This window comes from Streptomyces sp. NPDC001415 (assembly GCF_053597395.1).
In genome coordinates, this window is the sequence record NZ_JBSFIE010000012.1 from 46,468 (window position 1) to 68,181 (window position 21,714).

At 67.9% G+C, this 21,714-nt stretch carries 21 protein-coding genes and 2 pseudogenes; 5 read left to right on the forward strand and 18 right to left on the reverse strand.

The window, feature by feature from the left end; all coding sequences use genetic code 11:
* Positions 1-5: 5 nt before the first annotated feature.
* The gene (locus ACWC2B_RS18300; RefSeq protein ID WP_450717947.1) at positions 6-1,022 is read left to right on the forward strand and encodes an RNA polymerase subunit sigma-70; all 1,017 of its coding nucleotides are present in this window, start codon (positions 6-8) and stop codon (positions 1,020-1,022) included.
* A gap of 456 nt (positions 1,023-1,478) precedes the next feature.
* On the opposite strand, the gene ACWC2B_RS18305 is transcribed toward ACWC2B_RS18300, so the two are convergent.
* The 6 genes and pseudogenes from ACWC2B_RS18305 to ACWC2B_RS18330 form a co-directional block, all read right to left on the reverse strand.
* Complete coding sequence (locus ACWC2B_RS18305; protein ID WP_450717675.1) at positions 1,479-1,961, reverse strand: hypothetical protein; 483 nt, start codon at positions 1,959-1,961, stop codon at positions 1,479-1,481.
* A 67-nt stretch (positions 1,962-2,028) separates the two neighbouring features.
* On the reverse strand, positions 2,029-2,316 hold the full coding sequence (locus ACWC2B_RS18310; protein ID WP_450717677.1) for a hypothetical protein: 288 nt from the start codon (positions 2,314-2,316) through the stop codon (positions 2,029-2,031).
* A complete protein-coding gene (locus ACWC2B_RS18315) occupies positions 2,313-2,456 on the reverse strand; it encodes a hypothetical protein (protein WP_450717679.1) in 144 nt (47 codons plus the stop codon). Before ACWC2B_RS18315 ends, ACWC2B_RS18310 begins: the two co-directional genes overlap by 4 nt.
* A gap of 507 nt (positions 2,457-2,963) precedes the next feature.
* Positions 2,964-3,173, reverse strand: a complete 210-nt coding sequence (locus ACWC2B_RS18320; RefSeq protein WP_450717681.1) for an SCO3870 family protein — start codon at positions 3,171-3,173, stop codon at positions 2,964-2,966.
* 685 nt (positions 3,174-3,858) lie between these two features.
* Positions 3,859-4,395, reverse strand: a pseudogene (locus ACWC2B_RS18325) (integrase core domain-containing protein); the annotation flags it as partial.
* Positions 4,396-4,551: 156 nt separating this feature from the next.
* Positions 4,552-4,791, reverse strand: a complete 240-nt coding sequence (locus tag ACWC2B_RS18330; protein ID WP_450717683.1) for a hypothetical protein — start codon at positions 4,789-4,791, stop codon at positions 4,552-4,554.
* A 213-nt stretch (positions 4,792-5,004) separates the two neighbouring features.
* Between ACWC2B_RS18330 and ACWC2B_RS18335 the strand changes: the two genes are divergently transcribed.
* On the forward strand, positions 5,005-5,445 hold the full coding sequence (locus ACWC2B_RS18335; RefSeq protein ID WP_450717685.1) for a hypothetical protein: 441 nt from the start codon (positions 5,005-5,007) through the stop codon (positions 5,443-5,445).
* A 231-nt stretch (positions 5,446-5,676) separates the two neighbouring features.
* On the opposite strand, the gene ACWC2B_RS18340 is transcribed toward ACWC2B_RS18335, so the two are convergent.
* The 9 genes from ACWC2B_RS18340 to ACWC2B_RS18380 all read right to left on the reverse strand — a co-directional run bounded on the left by ACWC2B_RS18340 (position 5,677) and on the right by ACWC2B_RS18380 (position 15,349).
* Positions 5,677-6,057, reverse strand: coding sequence for a hypothetical protein (locus ACWC2B_RS18340; protein WP_450717687.1), 381 nt, complete (start codon positions 6,055-6,057; stop codon positions 5,677-5,679).
* A gap of 496 nt (positions 6,058-6,553) precedes the next feature.
* Complete coding sequence (locus ACWC2B_RS18345) at positions 6,554-7,606, reverse strand: aldo/keto reductase (RefSeq protein WP_450717689.1); 1,053 nt, start codon at positions 7,604-7,606, stop codon at positions 6,554-6,556.
* 328 nt (positions 7,607-7,934) lie between these two features.
* A complete protein-coding gene (locus ACWC2B_RS18350; RefSeq protein ID WP_450717691.1) occupies positions 7,935-8,393 on the reverse strand; it encodes a winged helix-turn-helix transcriptional regulator in 459 nt (152 codons plus the stop codon).
* Between the two features lie 58 nt (positions 8,394-8,451).
* Positions 8,452-10,020, reverse strand: a complete 1,569-nt coding sequence (locus ACWC2B_RS18355; RefSeq protein ID WP_450717693.1) for an alpha-L-arabinofuranosidase B — start codon at positions 10,018-10,020, stop codon at positions 8,452-8,454.
* A gap of 42 nt (positions 10,021-10,062) precedes the next feature.
* Positions 10,063-11,490: a glycoside hydrolase family 43 protein gene (locus tag ACWC2B_RS18360; RefSeq protein WP_450717695.1), complete on the reverse strand. Its 1,428-nt coding sequence runs from the start codon at positions 11,488-11,490 to the stop codon at positions 10,063-10,065.
* 47 nt (positions 11,491-11,537) lie between these two features.
* The gene (locus tag ACWC2B_RS18365; protein ID WP_450717697.1) at positions 11,538-13,880 is read right to left on the reverse strand and encodes a beta-L-arabinofuranosidase domain-containing protein; all 2,343 of its coding nucleotides are present in this window, start codon (positions 13,878-13,880) and stop codon (positions 11,538-11,540) included.
* Between the two features lie 152 nt (positions 13,881-14,032).
* Positions 14,033-14,167 carry an RICIN domain-containing protein gene (locus tag ACWC2B_RS18370; protein ID WP_450717949.1) on the reverse strand — a complete coding sequence of 45 codons (135 nt, stop codon included), beginning with the start codon at positions 14,165-14,167 and terminating at the stop codon, positions 14,033-14,035.
* A complete protein-coding gene (locus tag ACWC2B_RS18375; protein ID WP_450717699.1) occupies positions 14,164-14,610 on the reverse strand; it encodes a hypothetical protein in 447 nt (148 codons plus the stop codon). Before ACWC2B_RS18375 ends, ACWC2B_RS18370 begins: the two co-directional genes overlap by 4 nt.
* A 337-nt stretch (positions 14,611-14,947) precedes the next feature.
* A complete protein-coding gene (locus tag ACWC2B_RS18380; RefSeq protein WP_450717701.1) occupies positions 14,948-15,349 on the reverse strand; it encodes a transposase in 402 nt (133 codons plus the stop codon).
* Between ACWC2B_RS18380 and ACWC2B_RS18385 the strand changes: the two genes are divergently transcribed.
* Positions 15,336-16,268: a phage tail tape measure protein gene (locus ACWC2B_RS18385; RefSeq protein WP_450717703.1), complete on the forward strand. Its 933-nt coding sequence runs from the start codon at positions 15,336-15,338 to the stop codon at positions 16,266-16,268. The two genes, ACWC2B_RS18380 and ACWC2B_RS18385, sit on opposite strands and share 14 nt — an antisense overlap.
* Positions 16,265-16,927: a hypothetical protein gene (locus tag ACWC2B_RS18390; RefSeq protein ID WP_450717705.1), complete on the forward strand. Its 663-nt coding sequence runs from the start codon at positions 16,265-16,267 to the stop codon at positions 16,925-16,927. Before ACWC2B_RS18385 ends, ACWC2B_RS18390 begins: the two co-directional genes overlap by 4 nt.
* 860 nt (positions 16,928-17,787) lie before the next feature.
* On the opposite strand, the pseudogene ACWC2B_RS18395 reads toward ACWC2B_RS18390, so the two are convergent.
* Positions 17,788-18,523 (reverse strand): annotated as a pseudogene (locus ACWC2B_RS18395) (IS6 family transposase).
* Positions 18,524-18,723: 200 nt separating this feature from the next.
* Here ACWC2B_RS18395 and ACWC2B_RS18400 point away from each other — a divergent pair.
* On the forward strand, positions 18,724-18,855 hold the full coding sequence (locus ACWC2B_RS18400; protein ID WP_450717707.1) for a hypothetical protein: 132 nt from the start codon (positions 18,724-18,726) through the stop codon (positions 18,853-18,855).
* A 531-nt stretch (positions 18,856-19,386) separates the two neighbouring features.
* Here ACWC2B_RS18400 and ACWC2B_RS18405 read toward each other — a convergent pair.
* Positions 19,387-19,524 (reverse strand): hypothetical protein, encoded by a 138-nt coding sequence (locus tag ACWC2B_RS18405; RefSeq protein ID WP_450717709.1) that lies wholly within the window; start codon positions 19,522-19,524, stop codon positions 19,387-19,389.
* 282 nt (positions 19,525-19,806) lie between these two features.
* On the reverse strand, positions 19,807-20,874 hold the full coding sequence (locus ACWC2B_RS18410) for a hypothetical protein (RefSeq protein ID WP_450717951.1): 1,068 nt from the start codon (positions 20,872-20,874) through the stop codon (positions 19,807-19,809).
* Positions 20,875-21,714 lie beyond the last annotated feature (840 nt).

Below are 21,714 nucleotides of genomic sequence, written 5' to 3' on the forward strand. Positions count from 1 at the left end.
GTCCCATCGCCCCACCGCCCGCCTACAGTGGCCCCGCCGCAACCCGAGGAAGATCCAGGATGCCGTCGAACGCCGAATTCACCGCCTTGGCCGAGCCGTTCCGCCAGGAGCTGCTCGCGCACTGCTACCGGATCCTCGGCTCGATCCACGACGCCGAGGACCTGGTGCAGGAGACGTACCTGCGGGCGTGGCGGGGGTTCGACGGCTTCGAGGGCCGTTCCTCGGTGCGGCGGTGGCTGTACAAGATCGCCACCATGGCCTGCCTGACGGCCCTGGAGAGGCGCTCCCGGCGCCCGCTGCCGTCGGGCCTGGGCGCGCCCTCGGACGACCACAGTGTGGCCGTGGCGCCGCGCGACCCGTCCGTACCGTGGCTCCAGCCGGCGCCGGATTCCCTGTTCAGCACCGGCGACCCTGCGGCGATCGTCGCCGCGCGGATGGGCGTGCGTCTCGCCTTCGTCGCCGCGCTCCAGTACCTGTCCGCCCGCCAACGCGCCGTACTGACCCTGCGCGACGTGCTCGGGTTCCGGACGGCCGAGGTGGCCGAGGTCCTGGACACGACCAGTGCGGCCGTGGACAGCGCGCTCCGCCGGGCCAGGGCCCGCCTGGCCGAGGCCGGGCCGGTCGCGGACGACCTGGCCGAGCCGGACGAAGGAACCCGGCGCGGTCTCCTCGACGACTATGTGGACGCCTTCACCCGCGCCGACCCCGACGCGCTGGTGCACCTGCTGCGGGCCGACGTCGAACTGGAGATGCCGCCGACCCCGACCTGGTTCACCGGCCGCCGGGCCGTCCTCGGCTTCCTTTCCACTCGCGTCCTGCGCCCGAACCTGTGGCGGATGACCCCCACCCACGCCAACGGCCAGCCCGCCCTCGTCGTCCACCGCTACGCGGGCGACGGCCGCTACGAGCCCTACGGGATCCAGGTCCTGACCCTGCTCGGGAACCGCATCGCCCGGATCACGGCCTTCAACGACCCGGCCCTGGTAGCGACCTTCACCACCCGCGCCCTCGGAGTCCGCTGACACTCGCGCCCCGGGGCTCTCGGCCTCGGGGCGCCGATGGTCCTGAGTACACCGTCCTTGAGCCTTCGCCATCTTCGAACGTGCTGGTCGGAGCCTCTGGCGTGACGCTCCGTGGGCGTGCTCGCGCTGATCGCGGGGGCGGGAGTCTCCGGTCTTGATCTTCCGTCACCGGTTGACCTCAAGGTTGGTCAGGACGAGCAAGGCGCGCATGAGGGCGGTGGCGCGGCCGGGGTCGGTGCGGAGCTTGGTGAGGACACGCCATGCCTTGAGGTTCGCGAAGCCGTGTTCGACGGGGCGCGTCCGGCGGACTGGACGCGGTTGGCCTGCCTCCGGCCGGGGGTGAGCTTGCGGGCGCGGGTGGCCTTGCAACCGGTGACGATGACCAGGTCGTCTGGGTTGTCGGGTCGTCCACGCCGAGGAAGCCCAGGTCGGCGAGCGCGCCGAGGCCAGCCGCCTTCAAGGGCTCGACGATCTTGTCGTGGCGGGCGGCGGTGGCGTCGTGGGCCCGTCCCGGCCGGCCGGCAGATTCCAGATCAGCCTGCCCCTCTCGTCGGTCAGGGCGAGGAAGTGCAGGCCTTGGCGGTGGTGCTTACCGGCGTAGTTGGGCCGGTCCTGCGCTCCGGTGCGGTGCTGGGTGGGGATCAGAGTGCCGTCGATAAGCACGACCTGTCCGCCTCGCTTGGCTATCGTGCGCAGGGCGCGGTCCAGGCGCGGCGCCCTGGCGGCGAGCAGTGAGAGCATCTCGTCGTGCCAGCGCCGCAGAGTCGACTCGGGCACGCTGTTGCCGTCGGCCAGGACGAGCAGGCGCTGGTCGAGCCGCAGCATGGCCAGGACCAGCACCGCGATCCGACCCGACGGCAGCGATCTGGACGGGGAGCCGATCGCCTTCAGCTGGGATTGCAGCAGACCAGCGAGGTAGGTGACAGTGCTCGTGGACAAGTTGAGGCGACACTGCAAACAAGGAGACGGCGTCCCCGGCGTGTTCTTTGAGTTTGGTCACACGATCTCAACGGCTCTCGGAGGCACCGTAGTTACGCTCCGCGTAGCCGCTCGCGGCGGCGGCCGGCAGCGCGCTTGTCACAGGCGCGGAGCGAGCCCAGTGCCTCGCCGACCGCTCGGGTCGCCACCGGCGCCCGGCCCCGCGGACGAAGACCAGGATGCGCTGGTACTCCGGCGGCAGCGCGGTCTCGGCCATGCCGTTGTCCCGGTGCGGGACCAGCAGCACCGAGCGGCCCGCGACCTGGGCCGTCACTGGGGCGGCCACGGTTTGTTCATCGGCGAGCTGCTCGGTCATCCGGTGCCAGACCCGTTCGGCGACGGTGAGTTCGTCGCGCTCGGCCGCACTTCCGCGAGCTGCTTGGCCAACTGTTCTTCGAGGTTGTCCAGTTCCGCACGCCGCGCGGCGATCCGTTCCGCGATCTCGGACTCCGTCACGAAGTGGATCGTAGGCGGCGCCGGGGCAGGGGCGCGGAGGGATCTGTGAAGCCGCTCCGGAGCACCCCGTCAGGCGATCAAGACCGCAGACTCCCGCCCACGACCGGCACGAGCACCCTGACCGAGCTTCACACCAGAGCCTCCGACCAGCACGTTCGAAGAGGGCGAAGGCTCCGTGATCCTCAGCCACGCCTGACCCTCAGCTGGCACACCGCCAGGGAAAGACCCCTCGCGGCACATGCCCACTGGGCCCGAGTTCACCGCCCTCGGCCAGGCCGGGGGCGGTCTCCCGTTGGCCGCTGTCACCTGCCGGCGGCCGAGCGCGCCGCCGTCTCCCGGGCCCACGCGCTGCTGGAACTCCCCCTCGATGCCGGCGGAAGCGAACACGAGCGACACGCCGCGTACGCCAAGGGTCCCGGCAGAGCGGCAGCCCGATTCCCGTCCTGGACAGGCGACGGGTGCCGGGCACTTCTCCTGACACCCGTCGCTGTGGCCAAGAAACTCAGTTCAGTGGCTTCGGCGGGCTCGGGCCCACGTCACCGCAGTCATGGCCGCGGTGAAGTACGTCATGACCGAGATAAAGGCCACGTCCCGGACGTAGGGCTCATAGCCGGATGTACGCAACTGGACCGCCAGGAATCCAAACACGGTCCCGAGCGCCACGAGCCCGGCACACAGAGCTCCGAAGGGGATCTGCTTCATCCCATTCCCTCCCATCGGTGGAACAACGTGATCATCACCCACTGTACGTGGACGCGGTCAACTGCCCACGCCCGCCCCGAAGAACCCCTGATGCTGCGATGCCCGCGCAGAGCCACACCGCGTCAACGGGCTGCCCATCCGCCACACCAGGTGTCATCGCGCCACAGGCTGGCGGACCACCTGTCGGGCACGTTGAGGTAGGCGGAGGCGGCGGTGTTGTCGGCCTTGTCGGCACTCGACCGCTTGCCACAGTTTCCCTGCACTCGACGACGAACCCCAAGCCCATCCGTGCAGCCGATTTCGGAACCTGACAGGTGCCTTGCTGTCGCGGTTGAGCGCTCGTTGCCCAGGGCCCGCCAGCGATGACGGTGGTGCGGTTGTCGACATCCGAAGTCGCCTGCGCGTATGACTGAGAAGGTGCGTCATGAGCGCGAGCTGGCGCTCATTGAGCCCGGCGCGAGAGGCTGGCGCTCGATGCCCCGGACCAGCCGCCCGCGCCGGTGTGTGGTTGCGGACACCACCTCGCCAAGCATGCCAAGAAGGCCAGTGCCATGAAGGGGTGAAAACTCTCGTCGCCTGGGACGCAGACAGCAAGCCGGCCAGTACAAGCCAGGCGAGTGCAACTGTCAGCAGTACGTGGGCCCCCAGCCGCTTTCCCGGATCTACGCCGAGGAACTGACGGACCTGGCCTGAGCGGCCGTCAGGCTGTCCTTGCCGAAAATCTCATCCACCGGGTTCCGTCGGCATGTTCGTACTCGTGGAGGATGCCACCGAGTCGATCGCGTCGTCGTATGTCGAGGTGGGCGATCTGGTCCGGATCGACGATCGGCGCGGGCAAGGGCTACAGCCATCGGGCGTTGGCGAGGCCCTGGTGCGGCCGATGGGAGTTGTAGAACCGCTCGAACTCCCGCAGAACGTGCAGGGGATGCCGCTGGCTCCATATCAACGTGCGGTCCAGGAGCTCGTGGCGGCAGGTCTGCACCCACCGCTCCATGATCGAGTTCATGCGGAGCATCCGGACGCCGCTGAGCACGACCTCGATCTCCGCGTCCTTGAGGACGGCGTCGCACAGAGCAGGGAACTTCCCGTCCCGGTCCCGGATCAGGAACCGCGCCCGGCAGCCGGCGTCCTCAAGCTCCATGACCAAATTCTTCGCGGCCTGCGCCACCCAGGAGGCGGTCGGGTGCGAGGTTGTGCCCAGGATCCGGATCCGTCGGTTGGTGTTCTCGATGGAGGCGACGGCGTGTCGGTGTGCGACCAGGTCGCGGTGCCGTCGCAGCACCCTGCCCGGGCGTACCAACAGCCGCACACTGCGGAGCAGATCCCGTACACCTCACACACCGGCTCCCACCAGGGCGGATGAGGTTGTCGGCAAGGGCAGGGCCGTACCGCTCTAGTTTTGTTCGCTGTGGATGTGGTCGCGGTTGTTGCATGCGTCGTCCACGGCGTCGGTCCACGGTGCGGCCAATGGGACGAGTCCGAGTGCCTGCTTGCAGAGGTTGGCAGTGGAGAGGGGCTGATGGCCGGCGACATTGATGCGGCGGCCCACGTCGTCGCCGTTGTCGGCGTGGGCCGGGGTGGCGAGGGCGAGACCAGCGATGGTGAGCGCGGCGAGCGCGCCGATCTTCTTCATGGCCGGTCAACGACACCGGATCGGCCCAGGTCACGCTTCTGCTCATCCTTCCGCCGCGGGGCCCCTCCCCCATGCCGAGTCCGAGACCATCGACGCCTCGCATCCACCGACCGCCCGCGCCCGCCCCGTTGTGCCACGGGCATGCAGCCTCCTGCTGCCCAGCTCAGCGGTCTCGGTGGAACCGCACCTGCCTGGGATGTTGTCTGGGCAGACGTGTCTGATCTTCTGTTCCTCACGGTGGCCTTTGCGCCGTTCCTGGCGCCCTGCGTTGTCCTGGGCGCTGCCCTCGCTCTGGTCCTACGGGTCCGTAATCAGCGACCGGTCCGGGTCGGACGCCTGCCGGCCGTCGCCACCTCCGCCCTGGTGGCGGTCATGGCCGGCGCGGCGGCGTTCGGTGCGTACTCGTGGGGCGTGATGTCGGGGTTCTACATCCTGGACCCGGATCAGATGTGCGCAGCGAGGGGCGCAGCAGGCGATCGCGTGGTGACGCGATGGACGCTGCCGGTCAGTGCTCAGTGCGTCACATCAGACGGCATGGGAACCGAGCTGGCCCCGGGCTGGGTGAATCCCGTGATCTTTGCAAGCCTCGCACTGCTCCTGCTGGCCCTCACCACCGGAACCCTCGCAGCGGTGCACCGACGCTTCCCACGCTGAAGCACTCACCCGCACATTGCCTACGCGCCCACGACACACCTCACTCGCTGTGCCGAATCACGAAAGCTGTCACCAGGGGCTTGCTGGAGTGGGGCTTCGCTTGGGCGAAGCACGGTGGTTGCCACCACCACAGTTGGCTATGTGTCACCCCGTCCCCGACAGCACGCCCGGTGTCACCTGAGGTCCCGCTGGCAGTGCGGAGCAAGCCACTCGCCGTCCGAGGTACACCGCTCAGAGTCGCGGGCACCCCGTACGCTCCAAGGCCTTACGCGCGGCGAGGTAGCCCGCGACCTTGAACGCCAGTTCGTGAGAGCCGAACGCAAGGGCGCGAGCACGCCGGAGCACGACCCGAGTGGCGATGACGACTCCGTGCTCGGGCAAGCTCAGCTGCTCCTCGATCCCCACGGCAGCAGCCGCAAAGAAGAGTGGCAGGTCTTGGGCAGGTTCGTACTCCACCGTGAGCCCCTGGGCTACCTCGAAGTCGAAGCCCTCGGCTGCGGGCTCGAAGTCCACCTCAATCTCCGCGAAATGGGGCGCACAGTTCTGCTTCTGATGCAGCACGCGCACGCCATGGATCAGATATGGCGGCCACCGGGACAGCGCTGACGTCATGCCAGAACGCTACCCCGTGCTGGGTATCCCGCCATGGGGACTGTGCTCACCGCCAGGAGGACCGTCGAGTGTTTCCGGATCGACAGGATGATCCCGATGAAGCCGATGACTTCCCAGCAGACCGGCGCCGTTCAGGCCGGTTTCGCTCCGCCTCTTCGTCAGGTGCCTCACTTGGAGGTTGGTGATGGCGATGGTCAGTGTCATCTACAGGAACAACACGCCCGATGGGAAGGCTGAGTAGCCGATGAACTGCTGTCGCACGATGCCGACGCGAAGAGGAACCCAAGTTCGTGATGCGCAGGAAGATGCCGGAGGTGCGGCCATACGGCCTGATCCGTGCCCCCTGGTCATCCGTGCGGAGAGAACGAATGATCGCAGTCGGCCAGTCATCGACCAGCGCAGCAGCCCGAGTTGCGGCACCCCACTGAACTGCGATCAGTTCAGCACGTGATCAGGACCGGGAACTATGCAAGGCAGTGACTCGCGAAGTCCGGAGCTAGCGAACGTCGGTGGCCGTACGGCGATACACGGAACGCCGGTCATCGATCTTGGGCCAGTGCTCGCCGTAGATGTTCGTGAGCACGGACGGCTCCCGTACGAAGTCGTGCGGGAAGCCGAGGGATACGGCACTCACCTCGTCGAGGCGGGCGACCGCGTCGGCGTCGAGGCGGACGTCGAGGCAGCCGAGGTTGTCGGCGAGCTGGCTCTCCTTGGTGGCCGCGATGATGGGAACGATGTTGCCCGGGCGGTTCAGGAGCCAGGCCAGGGCCACTTGGGCCGGGCTCCAGCCGCCCTGCTCGGCGATCTCCATGACGGCGGTGATGACCTCTTCCTCCTGCCCGTTCGGCTTGTCGCCCCAGGCGTCGAGGCGTCCCGTCTCACCTCGGCGGTACTTGCCGGTGAGCTTTCCGGCCGCCAGCGGCGCCCACGCGAGGACAGCCAGGTCAAAGGCCCGCGCCTGCGGCAGCAGGTCGCGCTCGGGGGTGCGCTCCAGCAGGTTGTAACGCAGCTGCGATCCCGCGAATGCGGTCCAACCCCTCATCTCAGCAAGGGTGTTGGCCTGCGCGATCTCCCAGGCTGGCCAGTCCGACACACCTACGTACAGGACCTTTCCGGTCCGTACGAGGTCGTCGAGGGCTCGCATCACCTCGTCGACCGGGGTGAAGTTGTCACGGGCGTGCACCCACAGGATGTCGAGTCGGTCGGTGCGCAGCCGCTCCAGGCTGGCCTCCACCGACTGCACCAGGTTCTTGCGGTGGTTGCCCGCCGCGTTGACGTCACCCCCGGGGAACCCGCAGGTGTACTTGCTGGCAAGAACGAACTCCTCGCGGCGCCCTTCGAGCAGTTCGCCGAGGATGCGCTCGGCACTGCCGTAGGTGTAGATGTTCGCCGTGTCGATGAAATTGCCGCCGGCGTCCGCGTAGGCGTCGAGGATCCTGGCGCTGGTCTCCTTGTCTGCGCCCCAGCCCATGTCGTCGCCGATGGTCATCGCCCCGAGGCTCAGCTCGCTGACACGCAGACCGGTCTTGCCAAACAGTGTGTAACGCACGGTGGTTTCCCTTCGAACAGGTCGTAGCTGTGACGGTAGATCCTGGAGTGCACTCAAGGGCAAGGGCGACTTGGAGCGGATCGCTCAAGGGCCCTACCAGGGACGCTTCCATCGCAAGCCGCTTCAGCGGTTCCACCGCCATGCCTTGAGCCTGGGACCGATGGGACTGGACCTGCCGCGCGCCGAACTGACCTGTGAGAACTGACCTGTTGGGTCGCAAGCACGTCGGGCGACTGACCGCAGTGGGGCCGCGCCACCACTGAACCTCCCGTCCCGGCTGACGCCGCCGTGCACTGCGCGGCGGCGCGCCGGCGGTTCGCGACGCCTGCTACGGGGTCCTCCGCACGTGGGTGGTGTCAGCACCAAGGAGGGTGCCGTCGGCGCCGGTCGGCGCGATTTCCGGCACGGTCACTCCGTGCTGGTCGACCAGCACGGAGTGCGTCTCGCCGGGAGCGAAAGCGTGCCGTTCTCCCCACTGTCGAAGGGTGAGGATGGCGGGGAAGAGGTCGTGGCCGGCCTCGGTGAGGACGTATTCCTGACGGCGGCCCGGCGGTGCGGTTCGCAGGGTCAGGAGCCCGTGAGCGATGAGCTTGCGGAGCCGGTCGGTGAGGATGTTGCGCGCGATGCCGGTGCGGCGCCGGAACTCGGTGAACGACCGTGCTCCGTCCATCGCGTCGCGGATGACGAGCAGGCTCCATCTGTCGCCCACGAGGTCGAGCGTACGGGCGACGGGACAGCCGGAGTCGGTCCACTCCTCGTTCGTGGCTCGCATGGTGGTGCGTGGCATGACACCCGGGAGACCTGGGTGCGAGACCGCGCCGGGGATCGCTCGTCAGGTCAGCTCGTCATGCCAAGGGAGCCGCTGTGAGCCAGCTGGTGTCCTGAGCCCACGAGGTCGTGGAGTCCCAGGCGTTGGAGCCGCCGTTGGAGGCGATGTAGGCCGAGTAGTTGTAGTGGCGGACGTATTTCGTCGGGTTGTTGGCGGACTTGAAGGAGTGACCGGCCCCGCTGTTGCCCGCCGTGGGACAGAAGGTGGCGTCCTGTGCGAACGAGGCCGCGCCGTTATCGGTGTTCACGGAGAGCCGGAAGTTGTAGTGGCGCAGGAACTGGCCGGGCTTGCCTGCGGACTCGAAGGACAGGCAGGAGCTGTTCGACAGTCCGGATCGGACGATCCAGGTGGCGTCGGCCTTGTCGGCGGCCGGGCTTGAGGAGTTGACAGCGGAGATGCCGACCGTGCTGTCGGCGTCGTTGCGGCGCAGGTAGTGCGAGGTGCAGCAGGGCGCGGTGGTGGCCTTCAGGGAGATGCGGGAGCCGGGGGTGAGGGTTCCGGTGCTGGTTGAGCCGCTGTTGTAGCCGGCGGCGGCGATATTGGCCTGGACGGTGTTCTCGGTGGCGTCCGAGGGGTAGCCCGAGGTCATCACGCCTTCGTAGAAGGTGCCTTGGCCGGTGTTGCTGTTGTCGCCGCCGATGCCGAGGATGATCGCGCCCTGCTTCTTCATCGGGTTGTAGCCGGAGGCGTTGGGGCGTACGCCGCTGTAGTACGTGGAAAGACCGCCCGACTGGGCGTTGCCGCCGCGGGTGGCCCACTGGTTCGGGCCGCCCTTGAGCATGGCGGTCACGAACCGGTGGTCGACGGTCGGGGTGCCCGCGTTGTAGCCGCGGTTCACGCCGGAGAACAGGCCGTTCTCCAGGTCGGCCATGACCCAGGGGCCGTTGCCGCTGCCCCATCCCCAGCCCTTGCTGTTGCCGAAGTAGAGGGCCTCCATGGTGCCGTTGCCGTCGTCGTTGCCGGTCGTCTCGGCGTTGCCGTAGTCGAAGCAGCAGCCGCCGTTGTAGTGCGTGCCGTCGAAGATCGCGTACATGCCCTCGGGCTGGTCGCCGGTGGCGATGCCGTGGGTGTTGTTGTTCCGGTAGCCGGTGCCCGGGGCCACGTGGACGCCATATGCCTTGTGCCCGCCGACGGTGACCGGCGCCTCGAAGGCGTTGGCCAGGTTGTCGTTCCCGCCCTCGGCCGGACCGGGCCAGTGGCCCTTGAGCGCCTGGGTGAGATTGTTCCCCTTTCCTGACTGGTCGTAGATGACGGTGATGACGCAGCTGGTGTTCGCGCAGAAGGAGTCCTGCTGCGCGGCGTCGGCGACACCTCCGGCAGTCAGCGGACCGATGTCCTTGGTCGCGTTGTCGGAGGCTCGCTTGACCTGGTACAGCGGGCCGTTGTACGTCCCGTACAGGGCGCGGGTGGTGCTGTGCGCGGCGACGCAGGGGGTACCGCCCGCGGCATAGAGGTCACACGGGCCCTGGGTGGCGGCCTGCGAGGTGGTGGCTGCGGAGGTGAGCAGGCCGCCGGTGAGCATGGCTGTTGCGACCGTTGTGAGGAGGGCGCGTATCGCGCGGCGGATCAGCGGTGGTTTGGTCATGAAGAACTCCTTCACCTGTGGTGGGGGGTTGTCACGTGCGAGTCAGCTCGTCACGCGGAAGGTGGCGTCGTTGCGGCCCGTCGCCGTGGTGATCGGGTCGAGGCGCAGTTGGAAGGCGTAGTGCCGGATGTACCGGTCGGGGTGGTTGTACGACTGGAACGACGCCCAGGACGGCTCGGCGAGGCCTGCCACCTGCCGGAAGGTGGCGTCCGCCGCGAACTGGCCGGTGGCGTCGTTGTGGGCAAGTTGGAAGTCGTAGCCGGAATGCCGCAAGAAGTACCCGGGGAAGTTCACCGACTCGAAGGACACAGTGCCGGAGCCCGCCAGACCGGACCTGGGCCGGAACTGGGCGTCGTCAGCGGGGCTGACGTCGGGATCGATGCGTACGTCGACGTTCGCGTGCCGCACGTAGCGGTCCGGGAAGTTGTAGGACTGCAGCCGCTTGGCCGGGGTGTCGGGCCAGCGGGCGAGTACGCGGCTCTCCTCGGCGGCCGTGAGCGTCATGATCGCGCCGTGGCGCTTCGCGGTGCCGCCCATGTCGTAGTTCCCCGGCGCCTCAAGCCGGTAGCCGCCGACCTCGAACGGATTGCCGGTCAGAATGGGCCGGTATTCGCGCACGCCGTTCTGGCCGAGCTGGTCGATGTAGAGGGCCCACTCGTCGCGATCCCTGAACTTCATCCACACCGGGCCTTCGACCACGTTCCCGGTGAGGCCCAGGCTGGAGAGGTTGCCGAGGTCGGTCCATGTCCCGAGGATCGAGTTGCTGCCCTCGACCGTGTTCCGGCCGTCGCCGGAGACCCGCACGTAGCGGTAGGTGCCGACACCCGGCGGCACCTCGGTCATCTGGGTGTCGACGACCGGCGTGGTGCCCGGCGGGTCGATGTACACCCGCGGGGTGGTGATGGTGCGGAAGTCGCTGGTGCGGGCGTAGTAGATGCGGTACTTCAGCACTCCGTTCAAGGTGGCGTTCGTCGCCCAGTACAGCACGTAGTCGTTGGTCTCGGGGTTCCAGATCGCCTCCGGTGCCCAGGCGTTGCGCCCGTCGGGGATCGCGCCGGCGACGTTGAGCAGCCGCGGCTGCGACCAGGTGACCAGGTCCGTCGACTCCCACACCACGAGGTTGGGGCTGCCCTTTTCGTACGTGGAGCCGCAGCGGACACACAGATCGGTCGCGATGATCCAGTACCGGCTGCCGTCGGGAGAGCGAACCAGCGCGGGGTCGCGCACCCCGCGCGTGCCCACGGTGGAGCGCAGGATCGGTGCGCCGCCATTGAGATCGTTCCAGTGCAGGCCGTCCGTGCTGTGCGCGAGGTACAGCATCTGGCCGGTCGCGGAGTCGCCGGTGAAGTGCACCATCAGGTAGCCCGGTTCGGCGGCAGCAGCGTGCACGGCCGCGCCGAAGACTTGCGAGGCGAAGAGCAGACCGACGGTGACGATGATCGCCGCCAGTCGGGAGAGAACCGCGGACATGCGCATCTCCTGCGTTTTGCAATCGAGTTCGGGGTGCTGTGGAGGCCCTAGTTCCGCACGATGCGCCAGCGGTTGTCGGCGGTACCGTTGTCCGAGTCCTGGACCGCGAACGCGCCGACAGCGGTGGAGTTGTTCGCGATGGCGAGCAGTTTGCCGCTGTGCTCGTTGCGGATCTTGTAGGTCCCGTCGCCCTGGTCGAGCAGCGTCCATCTGTGGTCGGCGGTGCCGTTGTCCGACCACTGCAGGACGGTGGCGTTGTCCGCCGTGGACATCCCCTGGACGCCGAGCACCTTGCCGCTGTGGGCGTTGCGGAAGCGGACCGCGTTTCCGTCGGTGATCATTTGCCAGTCGTGGTCGGCGGTGCCGGAGTTACTCCACTGCAAAGCGCGGCCGCCGTCGGCCGTGGACATGTCCTGGATGCCAAGCACCAGCCCGCTGCCCACGTTGGCGAGGCGGACAGTTCCGGTGCCGCTGGTGTTCCAGTAGACGGTGTAGTTGTGGCCGTGTGCGTTGTGGAACGGGCCCAGGTTGACGGTGGAGCCGTTGGCGGTGGCGGTGAAGGCGAGTGAGCTGCTGCTGGTCCGGGTGATCGAGGACGTATTCAGCGACGGGAGGGCGCTGAGCGCGGAGTCACCGTAGTCGCCGGACAGGACGACCGGGCCGTAGGTGATCGCGGCGACGTTCGCGCTGTCGTTGGCCGCTCGCATGATGATCCGCATGGGCAGGCGGACGGTGACCGTGTCACCGGAGGCCCACGAGCGGCTCACAGTGGCGTAGCTGCCAGGAGTGGTGGCGATGGTCTGCGCGACGCCGTTGACGCTGATGGCGGCCCCGGTGGTCCAGCTCGGGATGCGGATGCGCATCGCCCAGGTTCCGCCGGCGTTGCCGGTGACGCGCAGGGTCGTGGTGTCGCTGTCCGGGTACGACGTGGCCTGGGTGACCGTCATCCCGCGCTCCGACCAGGTGAGCACCGAGGGCACGAACAGGTTCACGATCAGCGCGTTGTCACGGTGGAAGTAGATGGAGTCCATCAGCCTGGTGTGCATTTCCAGGCCCGTGCCCTGGCAGCACCAGAAGGTGCCGTAGTCGGTGCTCCAAGTGCCGCCGCCCCAGGCAGGGCCGACGCCGCGCCGGCCTCCCGGGTTGAGCGGGGTGAAGTAGGTGACGTGCCCGTGGTCGTCGGCCGGGTTCTGCTGGCCGATCATCTGGTTCAGCCACGCGCGCTCGTAGTAGTCGAACAACACGGCCCGGTCCGGGTCCAGCGCGAAGAGCTCACGGGTGAGGGTGAGCATGTTGACGGTGTTGCAGCTTTCGCAGGTGTCCTTGTTCAGATATCCGGCGAGGGCGTTCGGCGCACGGAAATGCTCCGCCTGGCTGTTGCCGCCGATGGCATAGGTGTGGGAGCCGACACAGATGTTCCAGGCGTTGGTGGCGATGTCCCGGTAGCGGGTGGTACCGGTGGCCTTGTACTCCCGAACGGCCCCGATCCACTTGGGCACTTGAGTGTTGGCGTGCAGTCCGTTCAACGTGTCCTGGTTGGACGCCAGCGGGTCGAACACCGCGGCGTGGTCGAAGCGCTGGGCGACGGTGAGCCACCGCGCGTCATTGGTCTGCTGGTAGAGATCCGTCAGTACGGCGTTCATGCCGCCGAACTCGGTCTCCAGCATGGCCTGCATCTGCGCACTGCTCAGCCTGCCGGTGCGCAGGTCGACCCATCCCGCCAGGGCGAGCAGCACGTCACGAGCTTGGGTGCTGCCGATGTGGCGCCATACGTCCAGCAGTCCGACGAGCGTTTTGTGGATGGTGTAGTACGGCACGTTGCCGTTGGCCAGGGTGCGCTGCTCAAGAGCGGTGAAGTCGGACTCGGGGTAGCCGGAAAGATACCCGGCGTTGAAACCGGCGGCGCTGTTGTTCGCCTGGCATTTCGCCAACTCGGCAACCATGTACGTCGCCTTGTCCCGGCAGACCGTGTCCCCGGTCACGGCGTACAACTGCGCCCATGCCGTGAGGAAATGCCCTTGGACGTGGCTGCGGAAGGGGAACGTCGGCGCGTCCCATCCCCCGGTGGCAGCCGCGCCGTTGGTGGACAGACGGTGGTTGGCACGGAAGTTGTACAACAGGCGGTCGACATCGACGAACCGCAGGTAGTTCCGCGTACGGTCCTGGTTGTCCAGCCAGCGGCTTGCGGTGAGCCGGACCTGGCCGAGCTCGAAAGGCTGCGCCAGAACTCCGACGGCGGTCCGCGCGGAGGGGGTCGCGGCGCGGGCGGAAGAGCCGCCGATGAAGGGCCCGGTGGCAGCGGCCGCGGCGGTGGCCCCGGCTATGTGCAGAAGCCTCCGTCTGCTGACTGAGGGCCTGTTGGCTGAGGGCCTGTTGGCTGAGGACGACATCTTGCGCCTTTCGGTGACGAGAGAGTGTTTGCTCGGTCGTTGTGGTGCCGGGTCGCGACTGCCGGGGTGGCTCCCGAGCCACAGGAGCCGCTAGCCGGTGACGCGCGGGAAGGACCATCGCTGGTTGGAGCTGCCGACGTCGCAGTACTGGATCAGCGCGGCGCCGTCGGCCGTACTGCCGCCCTTGACGTCGAGGACTTGCCGCTGAGGCGGTTGACCAGGACGAACTCGCCGCCGGCTGCGGGGCGCAGCTGCCACTGCTGGCTCGCCCGGCCGTCGGTGGTCATCTGCACGACCGCCCCGCCGTCCGCCGTCGAGGCCCCGCCACGTCGAGCGCCTTGCCGCTGCTGACGCAGGTGAGGGTGTGGTAGCCGTCGCCCGTGGCTGGAAGGCCCACTGCTGGGCGGGCCTGCTGATCGAGGGCCACTGGATCACGGGGGCATCGTCCGCCGCCGAAGCGCCGGAGACCTCGGGCCCCTTGCCGCTGCGCACGCTCCCGGATGCATTCCCAGTCGCTAAGATCGGCCGGGGTGATCGGGTTGACGTAGGTGCCGTCGCCCTGGTCGCCGCCCTGGTCGCCCCACGCGTCGGCCGGAGGTGTGGCCGCCGCGGCTCGGCCCGATGGCAGCAGGCCCGTCAGCGCGAGCGCACCGGCACCGGCACCGGCACCGGCACCGGCACCGGCACCGACCACGGTGAGCCGGCCGAACTGTCGTCTTGTGATGTCCATCATCCGTCCTCGGTCAGCGTTTCCCCGCGGGCACGTTGCGTCTGGAATGCGGGAAGTTCGGAGCATCAGGCTCCTTTCGGACGCCGAACCGTTTCCCCATCACAGAAGTTCGATATCTCGAACACCTGTCGAACTATCGGACACAACGGCGCTGAACGTAAGGGGCGCCCAGCGCAGAAGTCAACGCATGTGACAACACTTGCGACCGAAGTCCCCTACGCCATCCGGGATTTCGAATGAACCGGCGCTCTCCGGACACCCGGCGCCGGATCTCGCGCCGACAGTCCTCCACGGCCCTAGAGGCAATACCAGGACTCTGCTGGTGATGTCGGCCAGGTCATCCGGTGGCTGAGCACAGAGTGCGGAAGTGCGTGGCCCGGCGTCGTGTTCTGGGTGTGGTGTCGATCCGGTCGGCGAGGCGGGCGACGTTGCAGGCCATCGCGGTGAGGACGTGCTGGACGTGGGTGCGAGCCAGGCCCCGGTAGCGGGAACGTCGTAGCCCGTGTGCTCGGACGTTCTGCGAAAGGGTGGCCTCGATGCCGGCGCGGATCGCATAGCGGCGCTGCCACTGTTCGGTCTGCTGGTCGAGCCGGTTGCGCGTCTGGATCTCGTGCAGCGCTCGGGGCAGCACAGCGATGGAGCGGGGCCGGGTCGCGGAGGTGGTGCACTGGGTGCGGTCCGGGCAGGGACGGCAGTCTGCCTCGGCGAACCGGGCCTGCAGATACGTGTTCTCCTTCATCCTCAGCTCGGTCCAGGACACACTTGTGGCCCCGCGCGGGCAGATGGCCTGCTCGTTGTCCCAGTCGACGGTGAAGGCCGCCTTGCCGAAGCCCGAACCGGCCTTGGCCTGGCTGCTGTGGTCGGCGACGACCGGGCCGAGCAGCGTGACGCCACGAGGCCATGGACCGGCAGAAGGTCGCCGGCAAGCTCCAGGCCCAGCTCGGCGCCACCGGCCCGGTAGCGGCCAAGTACGGCAGGGTCGCCGGCGCCCTGTACTCCGGGGCGATCGTCGATTGGTCGAGGACGGCGCCGAGGTCATCAAGGGCATCGCCCAAAACGGCCTTCTGCCGCCCGAGGCGACGCAGGCGCAGGTCCAGACGATGGGCAAGCGCGTTGCCGACACCGCCGCGGTCATGGGCGAGGACGTCGGCAACGTCTCGCGTGTGGTCGGAACGATGCTGCAATCCGGCATCGCGAAGTCCGCCGACGAGGCGATGGACGTCCTTGTCCGGGGCTCGCAGAACGGCACGAACGCGGCCGAGGAACTCCTCGACACCTTCTCCGAATACCCCACGCAGTTCCGCGACTTGGGGATCGACGCGCAGACCGCGATGGGCCTCATGCAGCAGGGCCTCCAGTGCGGAGCACGTGATGCGGACACCGTCGCCGACGCGTTGAAAGAATTCGCGATCCGCTCGAAGGACATGAGCAAGACGTCCGTCGACGCGTTCACGTCGATCGGCCTCAACGCCGACACGATGGCCGCCACCTTCACCAAGAGCGGCCGGCCGCCTCCAAAGCCCTCGGTGATGTTCTCCAGCGGATCAAGGCCATCAAGGACCCGGCGGAACGCAACGCGACCGCCGTCGCCCTCTTCGGCACCAAGGCCGAAGACTTTCAGGGGGCGCTCTACAAGCTGGACCGGGCGACCGCCGTGAAGGCGCTCGGCGCGGTCAAGGGCGCCACCGACAAGGCCGGCGACGCGATGCGCGACAACGCATCGACCAAGATCGAGCAGTTCAAGCGGACGCTTGAGACGAACGTCGTCAACTTCATTGGCGGCAAGGCCATTCCGGCAATTGAGGCGCTCGCCAAGTGGGTGGACGGGCGGGATCGGAAAGGCGTTCCGGGCTCACGCATCGTCCCGGGCCGCGGGTGGCGGTATCCGGTGGGCGGCCAAGGTCTTGCGGATCGTGGAGGCCGCGACCCGGTGCCCGAGCTGGCGCAGCTCGCCCTGGATGCGCACCACGCCCCACCGGCGATTATCTCGGGCGAGTCGGAGGATCAGCTCCGCGAGCCTGGCGGGGATCGGCGGGCGTCCCGGCGGTTTCGGCTGGCGCCACTTCGCTGCGACGAGCTCGCGGTGCCAGCGCAGCAGCGTGTCCGGGGTGACGATCCGGTGCCCACGCAGCGTCTTCGGCCCGATGTGGGCGAGGCTGCGAGTACAGCCCGATCCGGCCACGCCGGGCGCGGCATCGGGCTCACCCGGCGCAGGATCGCGACCTCATGCCGGAACGCGAGGATCTCCGCGTCCTTGGACGCCGAGGACCGGGCGAGGAGCGTCAGCCAGGACAGCACCGTGACCAGGAGCCGGTAGACCAGCGGGACAAGCACGGGAACTGATCATGGTCATGCCGAAGCTGCAGGCCAAGCAATGTGGCTGAGTTTTCGACCAGCACAGGCCTTGCCCTGGTCGTCCGCCTAAAGGAGCGTCAACGCTCGACTTGAGCAGGGTGCCGCGGGGTGGACTTCACCCCGGTCGTGGTGTCGATGGCCCGGCGCCAGGTGGCCCACGCCCTGATCGATGCCTCCCTGCTTGGCCTGCTGCTCGGCCTGGGCGACCACGTCGAGCGCGATGATCCGGGCGTACGTCGGGTTGTTCGCCGAGCTCTACAAGTTGGCGCAGGACCGGTGACCGGCCAACCCGCCCCCACCACGAGAACTTGCTTGCCCCAACCTTCGAGGACGGCTGGACCAACGACTCCGCCCGCCCCGCTGCCACCACAGGGCGCCTTCCAGGATCCTGAACATGAACAGGGCCCGCGTTTCAGAACTACCGGACGCCATGAAAGCCGGGGAGCATGAGCACTTTGTCACCGACGTCGCCGAAGGGCCCGTCGGAAGGGACAGCCATGGCGGTGGTGATGGTGAGTCCGAAGATGCAGGCAGTTCCGAGGATAACTGCGGCGATACGGCGCATGAGGTTCCCTTTACTGTCCAGGCAGTGGGGCTTGACCCAGTGGATTGTTCGAGCCATCGCATGGTTGCCCGACTCGGTGGGCAGACATGCGCCTGTCACTCGAACGGGACAAGCAGAAACGCCCACCTGTACGACCCCTCTCATTTCACTGTCTGACCAGCACCGCCCGAATTACTCCCAAGGGCCTTGTCGCGTTGTTGAGGTCGGGGTGGTCTGATGGTGTGTCAGGGTGTAGTTGTGCCCCGGGCGTACCGGGGTCAGGCGCCGGCGGGGCGTCCGGTGGCCTGGGTCCAGGTGCGGAAGCGGTCGGTCATGTCGGTGCGGCAGGCGTGGGCGGCGCGCAGGTGGCGGCGGGGCCGGAAGCGGGGGTGAGATTCCGGAGAAGGCGGAAAGGAACCGTTGTGCTCCGCCGGCTGGGCGGAAGCGTTTCATCGCGCGCTCGCGCTGCCTCGTGGGCTGGTGGCTGTTCTCCACGCGGTTGTTCAGATACGTCGGCGAGCGGCTCCACCGAGGGCATGACGGTGCGGTGGGCGGCGCCGTAACTGCGCGGCTTGTCGGTGACGATCACACGGGGCACGTACTCAGGGTCCTTGAGCAGGCGCCGGAAGAACCTCTTCGCGGCCTGCGCGTTCCGCTTGGGCTGCACGAGGATGTCGAGGACGTTGCCGTCCTGGTCAACGGCCGCCACAGGTAGTGCTGGCGTCCATGGATACGGATGAAGACTTCGTCCATGTGCCACTTGTCGCCGGGCCGCGGGCGGCGCCGAGGCAGCCGGTTCGCGTGGTCCTGCCCGAACGTGGCGCACCACTGGCGGACGGTCTCGTAGGAGACCTCGACGCCGCGTTCCAGCATGAGCTCCTCGACCTCGCGGTAGGACAGCGGGAACCGGAAGTACAGCCACACGCAGTGGGAAATGGGCTCCACCGGGTATCGGTGGCCCCGGTAAACGGCGCTGCGGACTCCACGACCAGCCCCCCTCCCCGAGACACTCAACCCCAAGATCGTCTCACGGGCCCAACTCGACGTGACAGTGCCGGCCGAGGAGCTCCTTGCCGCTGTCGACCCGAAGTCGGCCGAGCTTGTACGGCGGGCTGAACAGGCCACAGCAGGACTGGTGCAGTGACATGACATCCCGTCAAGTGGCCTCAGCGCCAGGCGCGTTACGGCAGAACCCGATAAGGAGTGATTGCTTCATGGACATTGAGCAGGCGCGCACCCGTATTGCCGCGATCCGGGCGGCCGGTGACACCGTGTGCGACATCGGTGAATTGGACCGGTTGTGGGCGGTACTGGAGACCGTGGGGGCTTGGGCGCTGTCTACGTAGCGCGGACGCCGACGCTCGGCCAGGACGGCCCGGTACAGGCCCATCTGCGGGCGCAGCCGCCTGTCCAGGGTGGAGTGCGGCCGGCGGGACCTGGCCTTCACCGCCCGGCGAACCATGCTACGCGGTCCCAACATCCCTGATTCCAGGTCGACTTCCAGACTCCGGCGCCAGAGCAAGTGATAGAGGACCGGCAGCACCGCCAGCCGGTCGCCGACCCGCTCGGCTCCGGCCAACAGGGCTCCTGGTTCGGCGAATGCCGCCGCCAGCTCCGAGGCCGCGGGTTCCCGGTGGTTGCGCGGGTGCCGATAGCCGGCCAGCCATCTGATGTTCGCCAGCAACACCGGATCGATCGCCCCCCATTCGGCGAAAGGTCCATCCGGCGAGCTCGCAGGCCCGTGCAGTCGCCGCGAACGCCTCCGCACCGTCCGGCTCGATGTGCTCATGCAGACGGACGTCCACCACGAGTCCACCACCGTTATCAAGCCGAGCGAAGAAATCCGGGACGTGTCCCCGGCGGCCCCGCCGCCCCGGTCAGAACAGTCGGAACGGCTGGCCGACCAGGCCCGTGACCTGCGGATCGAAGTCCATCAGCATTGCGTGGTGCCGTTCCAGATGGGACTCGCAGGGCAGTTGCCCTGCCGTCGTAGCCGCCCAGTAGTCACGGGTCACGGACCGCTGCCCCTTATGGGACTTGACTTGACAACCATCGCGCCCAACTCGACTGTAGGCCCTCAGCGCGAATGCCCCTTTCTCTGCTCCCGTGTCCTTTGTTCGGCCCAAAGGACACGGGAGCAAGACGGACGAGTCGTCGGGTCGCGTTCGGGCTGACGGGTTCTCACACTCGATCTCATGTGTGGTGGCAGATTTTCACCGCGCTACGTGCCGAGTGTTGGCGTGTGTTTCAGCCAGGGGTTCGAGCGCGCTGTGGCCGCCAGCCGATCGCGGGCCGGGTCAGCGGGCGGAGTCGAACTCGCGCACCACCTGTGGCAGGGCCTTGAGGACGGTTGTGGAGTGGTCGAACTGCCCGACATCGCTTAGCTGCTGGACAGTTCCGTGGGAGGCCAGCTGGCGTTGGCAGTACAGGGCGTTCGCGAAGGAGACGTCCTTGTCACCCCTGGCGTGGAAGAGGTGCACCGGGACTGAGGACCTCCAGTCACAGGTGTTGTCCATCACCTGCAGCTTCCGTTGCAGAATCCCCGTGGGCTTGCGCACCTTCTGGAGGAACTCATCGGTGAACAGGTCCTTCGAGGTCGCCGGCAGCGCGGCCGCGATCTCCGACGCCTGGTGGTTGCCGTCGAACAGCGTGTCCACCTTCTTGTCGTAGGGGGCACGGAATGCCTGGTCCGCCGTGTCGTACAGGCCGTACATCCGGTTCCACGCGGTGGTGAAATAGGCGAGGTAGAGGGATGACCGGGCCACCTTGTCGGCTGCTGCGGCCGCCTCAAAACCGCTCAGGTCGAAGGGGCCGGAGACCGGGACCAGAGCCCCCGGACGGAAGTACGGGTCGACGCCCTGTTGCAGGGCCCGCCCGACCAGCATCGTGGCCGGTCCGCCCTGGGAGAACCCGCTGACCAGTACACGCCGGTCGAGCGTGCGACCATCCTGGCGGGCGAAGGCACGAGCCGCCCGTAAGGCATCCACCGACGCGCTGACGGTCGCCTCCGGGTTCCCGTACGGATGGATCCCAGGGCCCTTTCCCAAGCCGAGGTAGTCCGGTGCGGACACCGCCCGGCCGGTCGAGGCGAACAGCAACGCCGTGGCCCGGTCGGTGGACTCGTCGTTCACCGAGGCCACCTCCCCTCGGTACACCTGCGTGCCGTGCAGCCAGGACACCACCCGAAGATCGCGGACGTCGCTTATCGGCATCGCGACCAGCTCGCTCGCGGTGGTGGACTTGCCGTTGATGTCGACGGTGCGATAGACGATCCGGTGGGCCCGGACGCCGTAGCGGACCTGTGCCGCATCGATGCCGGCCTTTCCCAAACGAGCCGCGACCTCCTTGGCGCTCAAGTCCGCCACCGGGGTTGCAGAGATCACCGAACCACGTGCTGCGGGCTGTTGGTACGCGACAGGGGAGGCGGGCGAGGAGGACCGCTGAGGGTCAGTGCCGCACCCTGCCCCTGTCAGTACGGTCACGGTGCACACCAGAGCGAGCACACCGCGCTTGGCTGACCTTCCATGGAGCCGAGAAAAGTTCATGTCTGGACTCTGCTGGTCCCGGCAGGCTCGGCGCATTGGGACGAACACCCCACCTGGCAGGGGGATTTCCCTACCTCTGATCTTTGGGCAGGGTGAACTGCTCAAGCGTGGAGCCGACCAACTGCCACAGGACGCAACAACGTGCCGAAGGCACGGCAAAGGACACCGGGGGGAACGCCAACACCGCCGCCCCCGTCGAACGAGCCATCCGCATCGCCCTCCTCGAACGCTGACCAACCAGCCCGAACCCCGACACCAGAGCCACGGCACCCGGCCACACGTGGTCGGGTAGCCAGGGCACGGCAACGTGACCCGACACCCGGCCACAGGCCTCTCGCTGGTGGTCTGCACACTGAAGCCGGTAGTAGCTGGGCGCGCGAGCTGCTCGTCGGCCTGTCGACGGCCATGTTCGGCGCCGGGAAGCAGCCAGGCCCGGTGGCTGGCTCTGCGCGGATACCGATTCGTCGGTCACGCCCGTCGGGCGGACTGGTGTGGGGTACATCCCCATCGAGTGGGATGGAGCCTGGCACGAGTCCTCAGCTGGCGTGCGCTATCTCCGCGGTGCCTGGGATCGGGGCGTCTTTGCCTCGGGCTTGCCCGGCTCGATGGTGCGCGGGTCGACGGCTTCCAGGGGAGCCCACCCGGTGTCCCTCCCCTCGT

What these genes read in the sequence shown, in the direction of transcription:
- ACWC2B_RS18310 (WP_450717677.1), bottom strand. Translation starts at nt 2,316, where the DNA reads ATGACCGAGCAGCTCGCCGATGAACAAACCGTGGCCGCCCCAGTGACG.
- ACWC2B_RS18320 (WP_450717681.1), bottom strand. Translation starts at nt 3,173, where the DNA reads ATGGGAGGGAATGGGATGAAGCAGATCCCCTTCGGAGCTCTGTGTGCC.
- ACWC2B_RS18330 (WP_450717683.1), bottom strand. Translation starts at nt 4,791, where the DNA reads ATGAAGAAGATCGGCGCGCTCGCCGCGCTCACCATCGCTGGTCTCGCC.
- ACWC2B_RS18340 (WP_450717687.1), bottom strand. Translation starts at nt 6,057, where the DNA reads ATGACGTCAGCGCTGTCCCGGTGGCCGCCATATCTGATCCATGGCGTG.
- ACWC2B_RS18350 (WP_450717691.1), bottom strand. Translation starts at nt 8,393, where the DNA reads ATGCCACGCACCACCATGCGAGCCACGAACGAGGAGTGGACCGACTCC.
- ACWC2B_RS18355 (WP_450717693.1), bottom strand. Translation starts at nt 10,020, where the DNA reads ATGACCAAACCACCGCTGATCCGCCGCGCGATACGCGCCCTCCTCACA.
- ACWC2B_RS18360 (WP_450717695.1), bottom strand. Translation starts at nt 11,490, where the DNA reads ATGTCCGCGGTTCTCTCCCGACTGGCGGCGATCATCGTCACCGTCGGT.
- ACWC2B_RS18365 (WP_450717697.1), bottom strand. Translation starts at nt 13,880, where the DNA reads ATGTCGTCCTCAGCCAACAGGCCCTCAGCCAACAGGCCCTCAGTCAGC.
- ACWC2B_RS18370 (WP_450717949.1), bottom strand. Translation starts at nt 14,167, where the DNA reads ATGACCACCGACGGCCGGGCGAGCCAGCAGTGGCAGCTGCGCCCCGCA.
- ACWC2B_RS18375 (WP_450717699.1), bottom strand. Translation starts at nt 14,610, where the DNA reads ATGGACATCACAAGACGACAGTTCGGCCGGCTCACCGTGGTCGGTGCC.
- ACWC2B_RS18380 (WP_450717701.1), bottom strand. Translation starts at nt 15,349, where the DNA reads ATGAAGGAGAACACGTATCTGCAGGCCCGGTTCGCCGAGGCAGACTGC.
- ACWC2B_RS18400 (WP_450717707.1), top strand. Translation starts at nt 18,724, where the DNA reads ATGGACATTGAGCAGGCGCGCACCCGTATTGCCGCGATCCGGGCGGCC.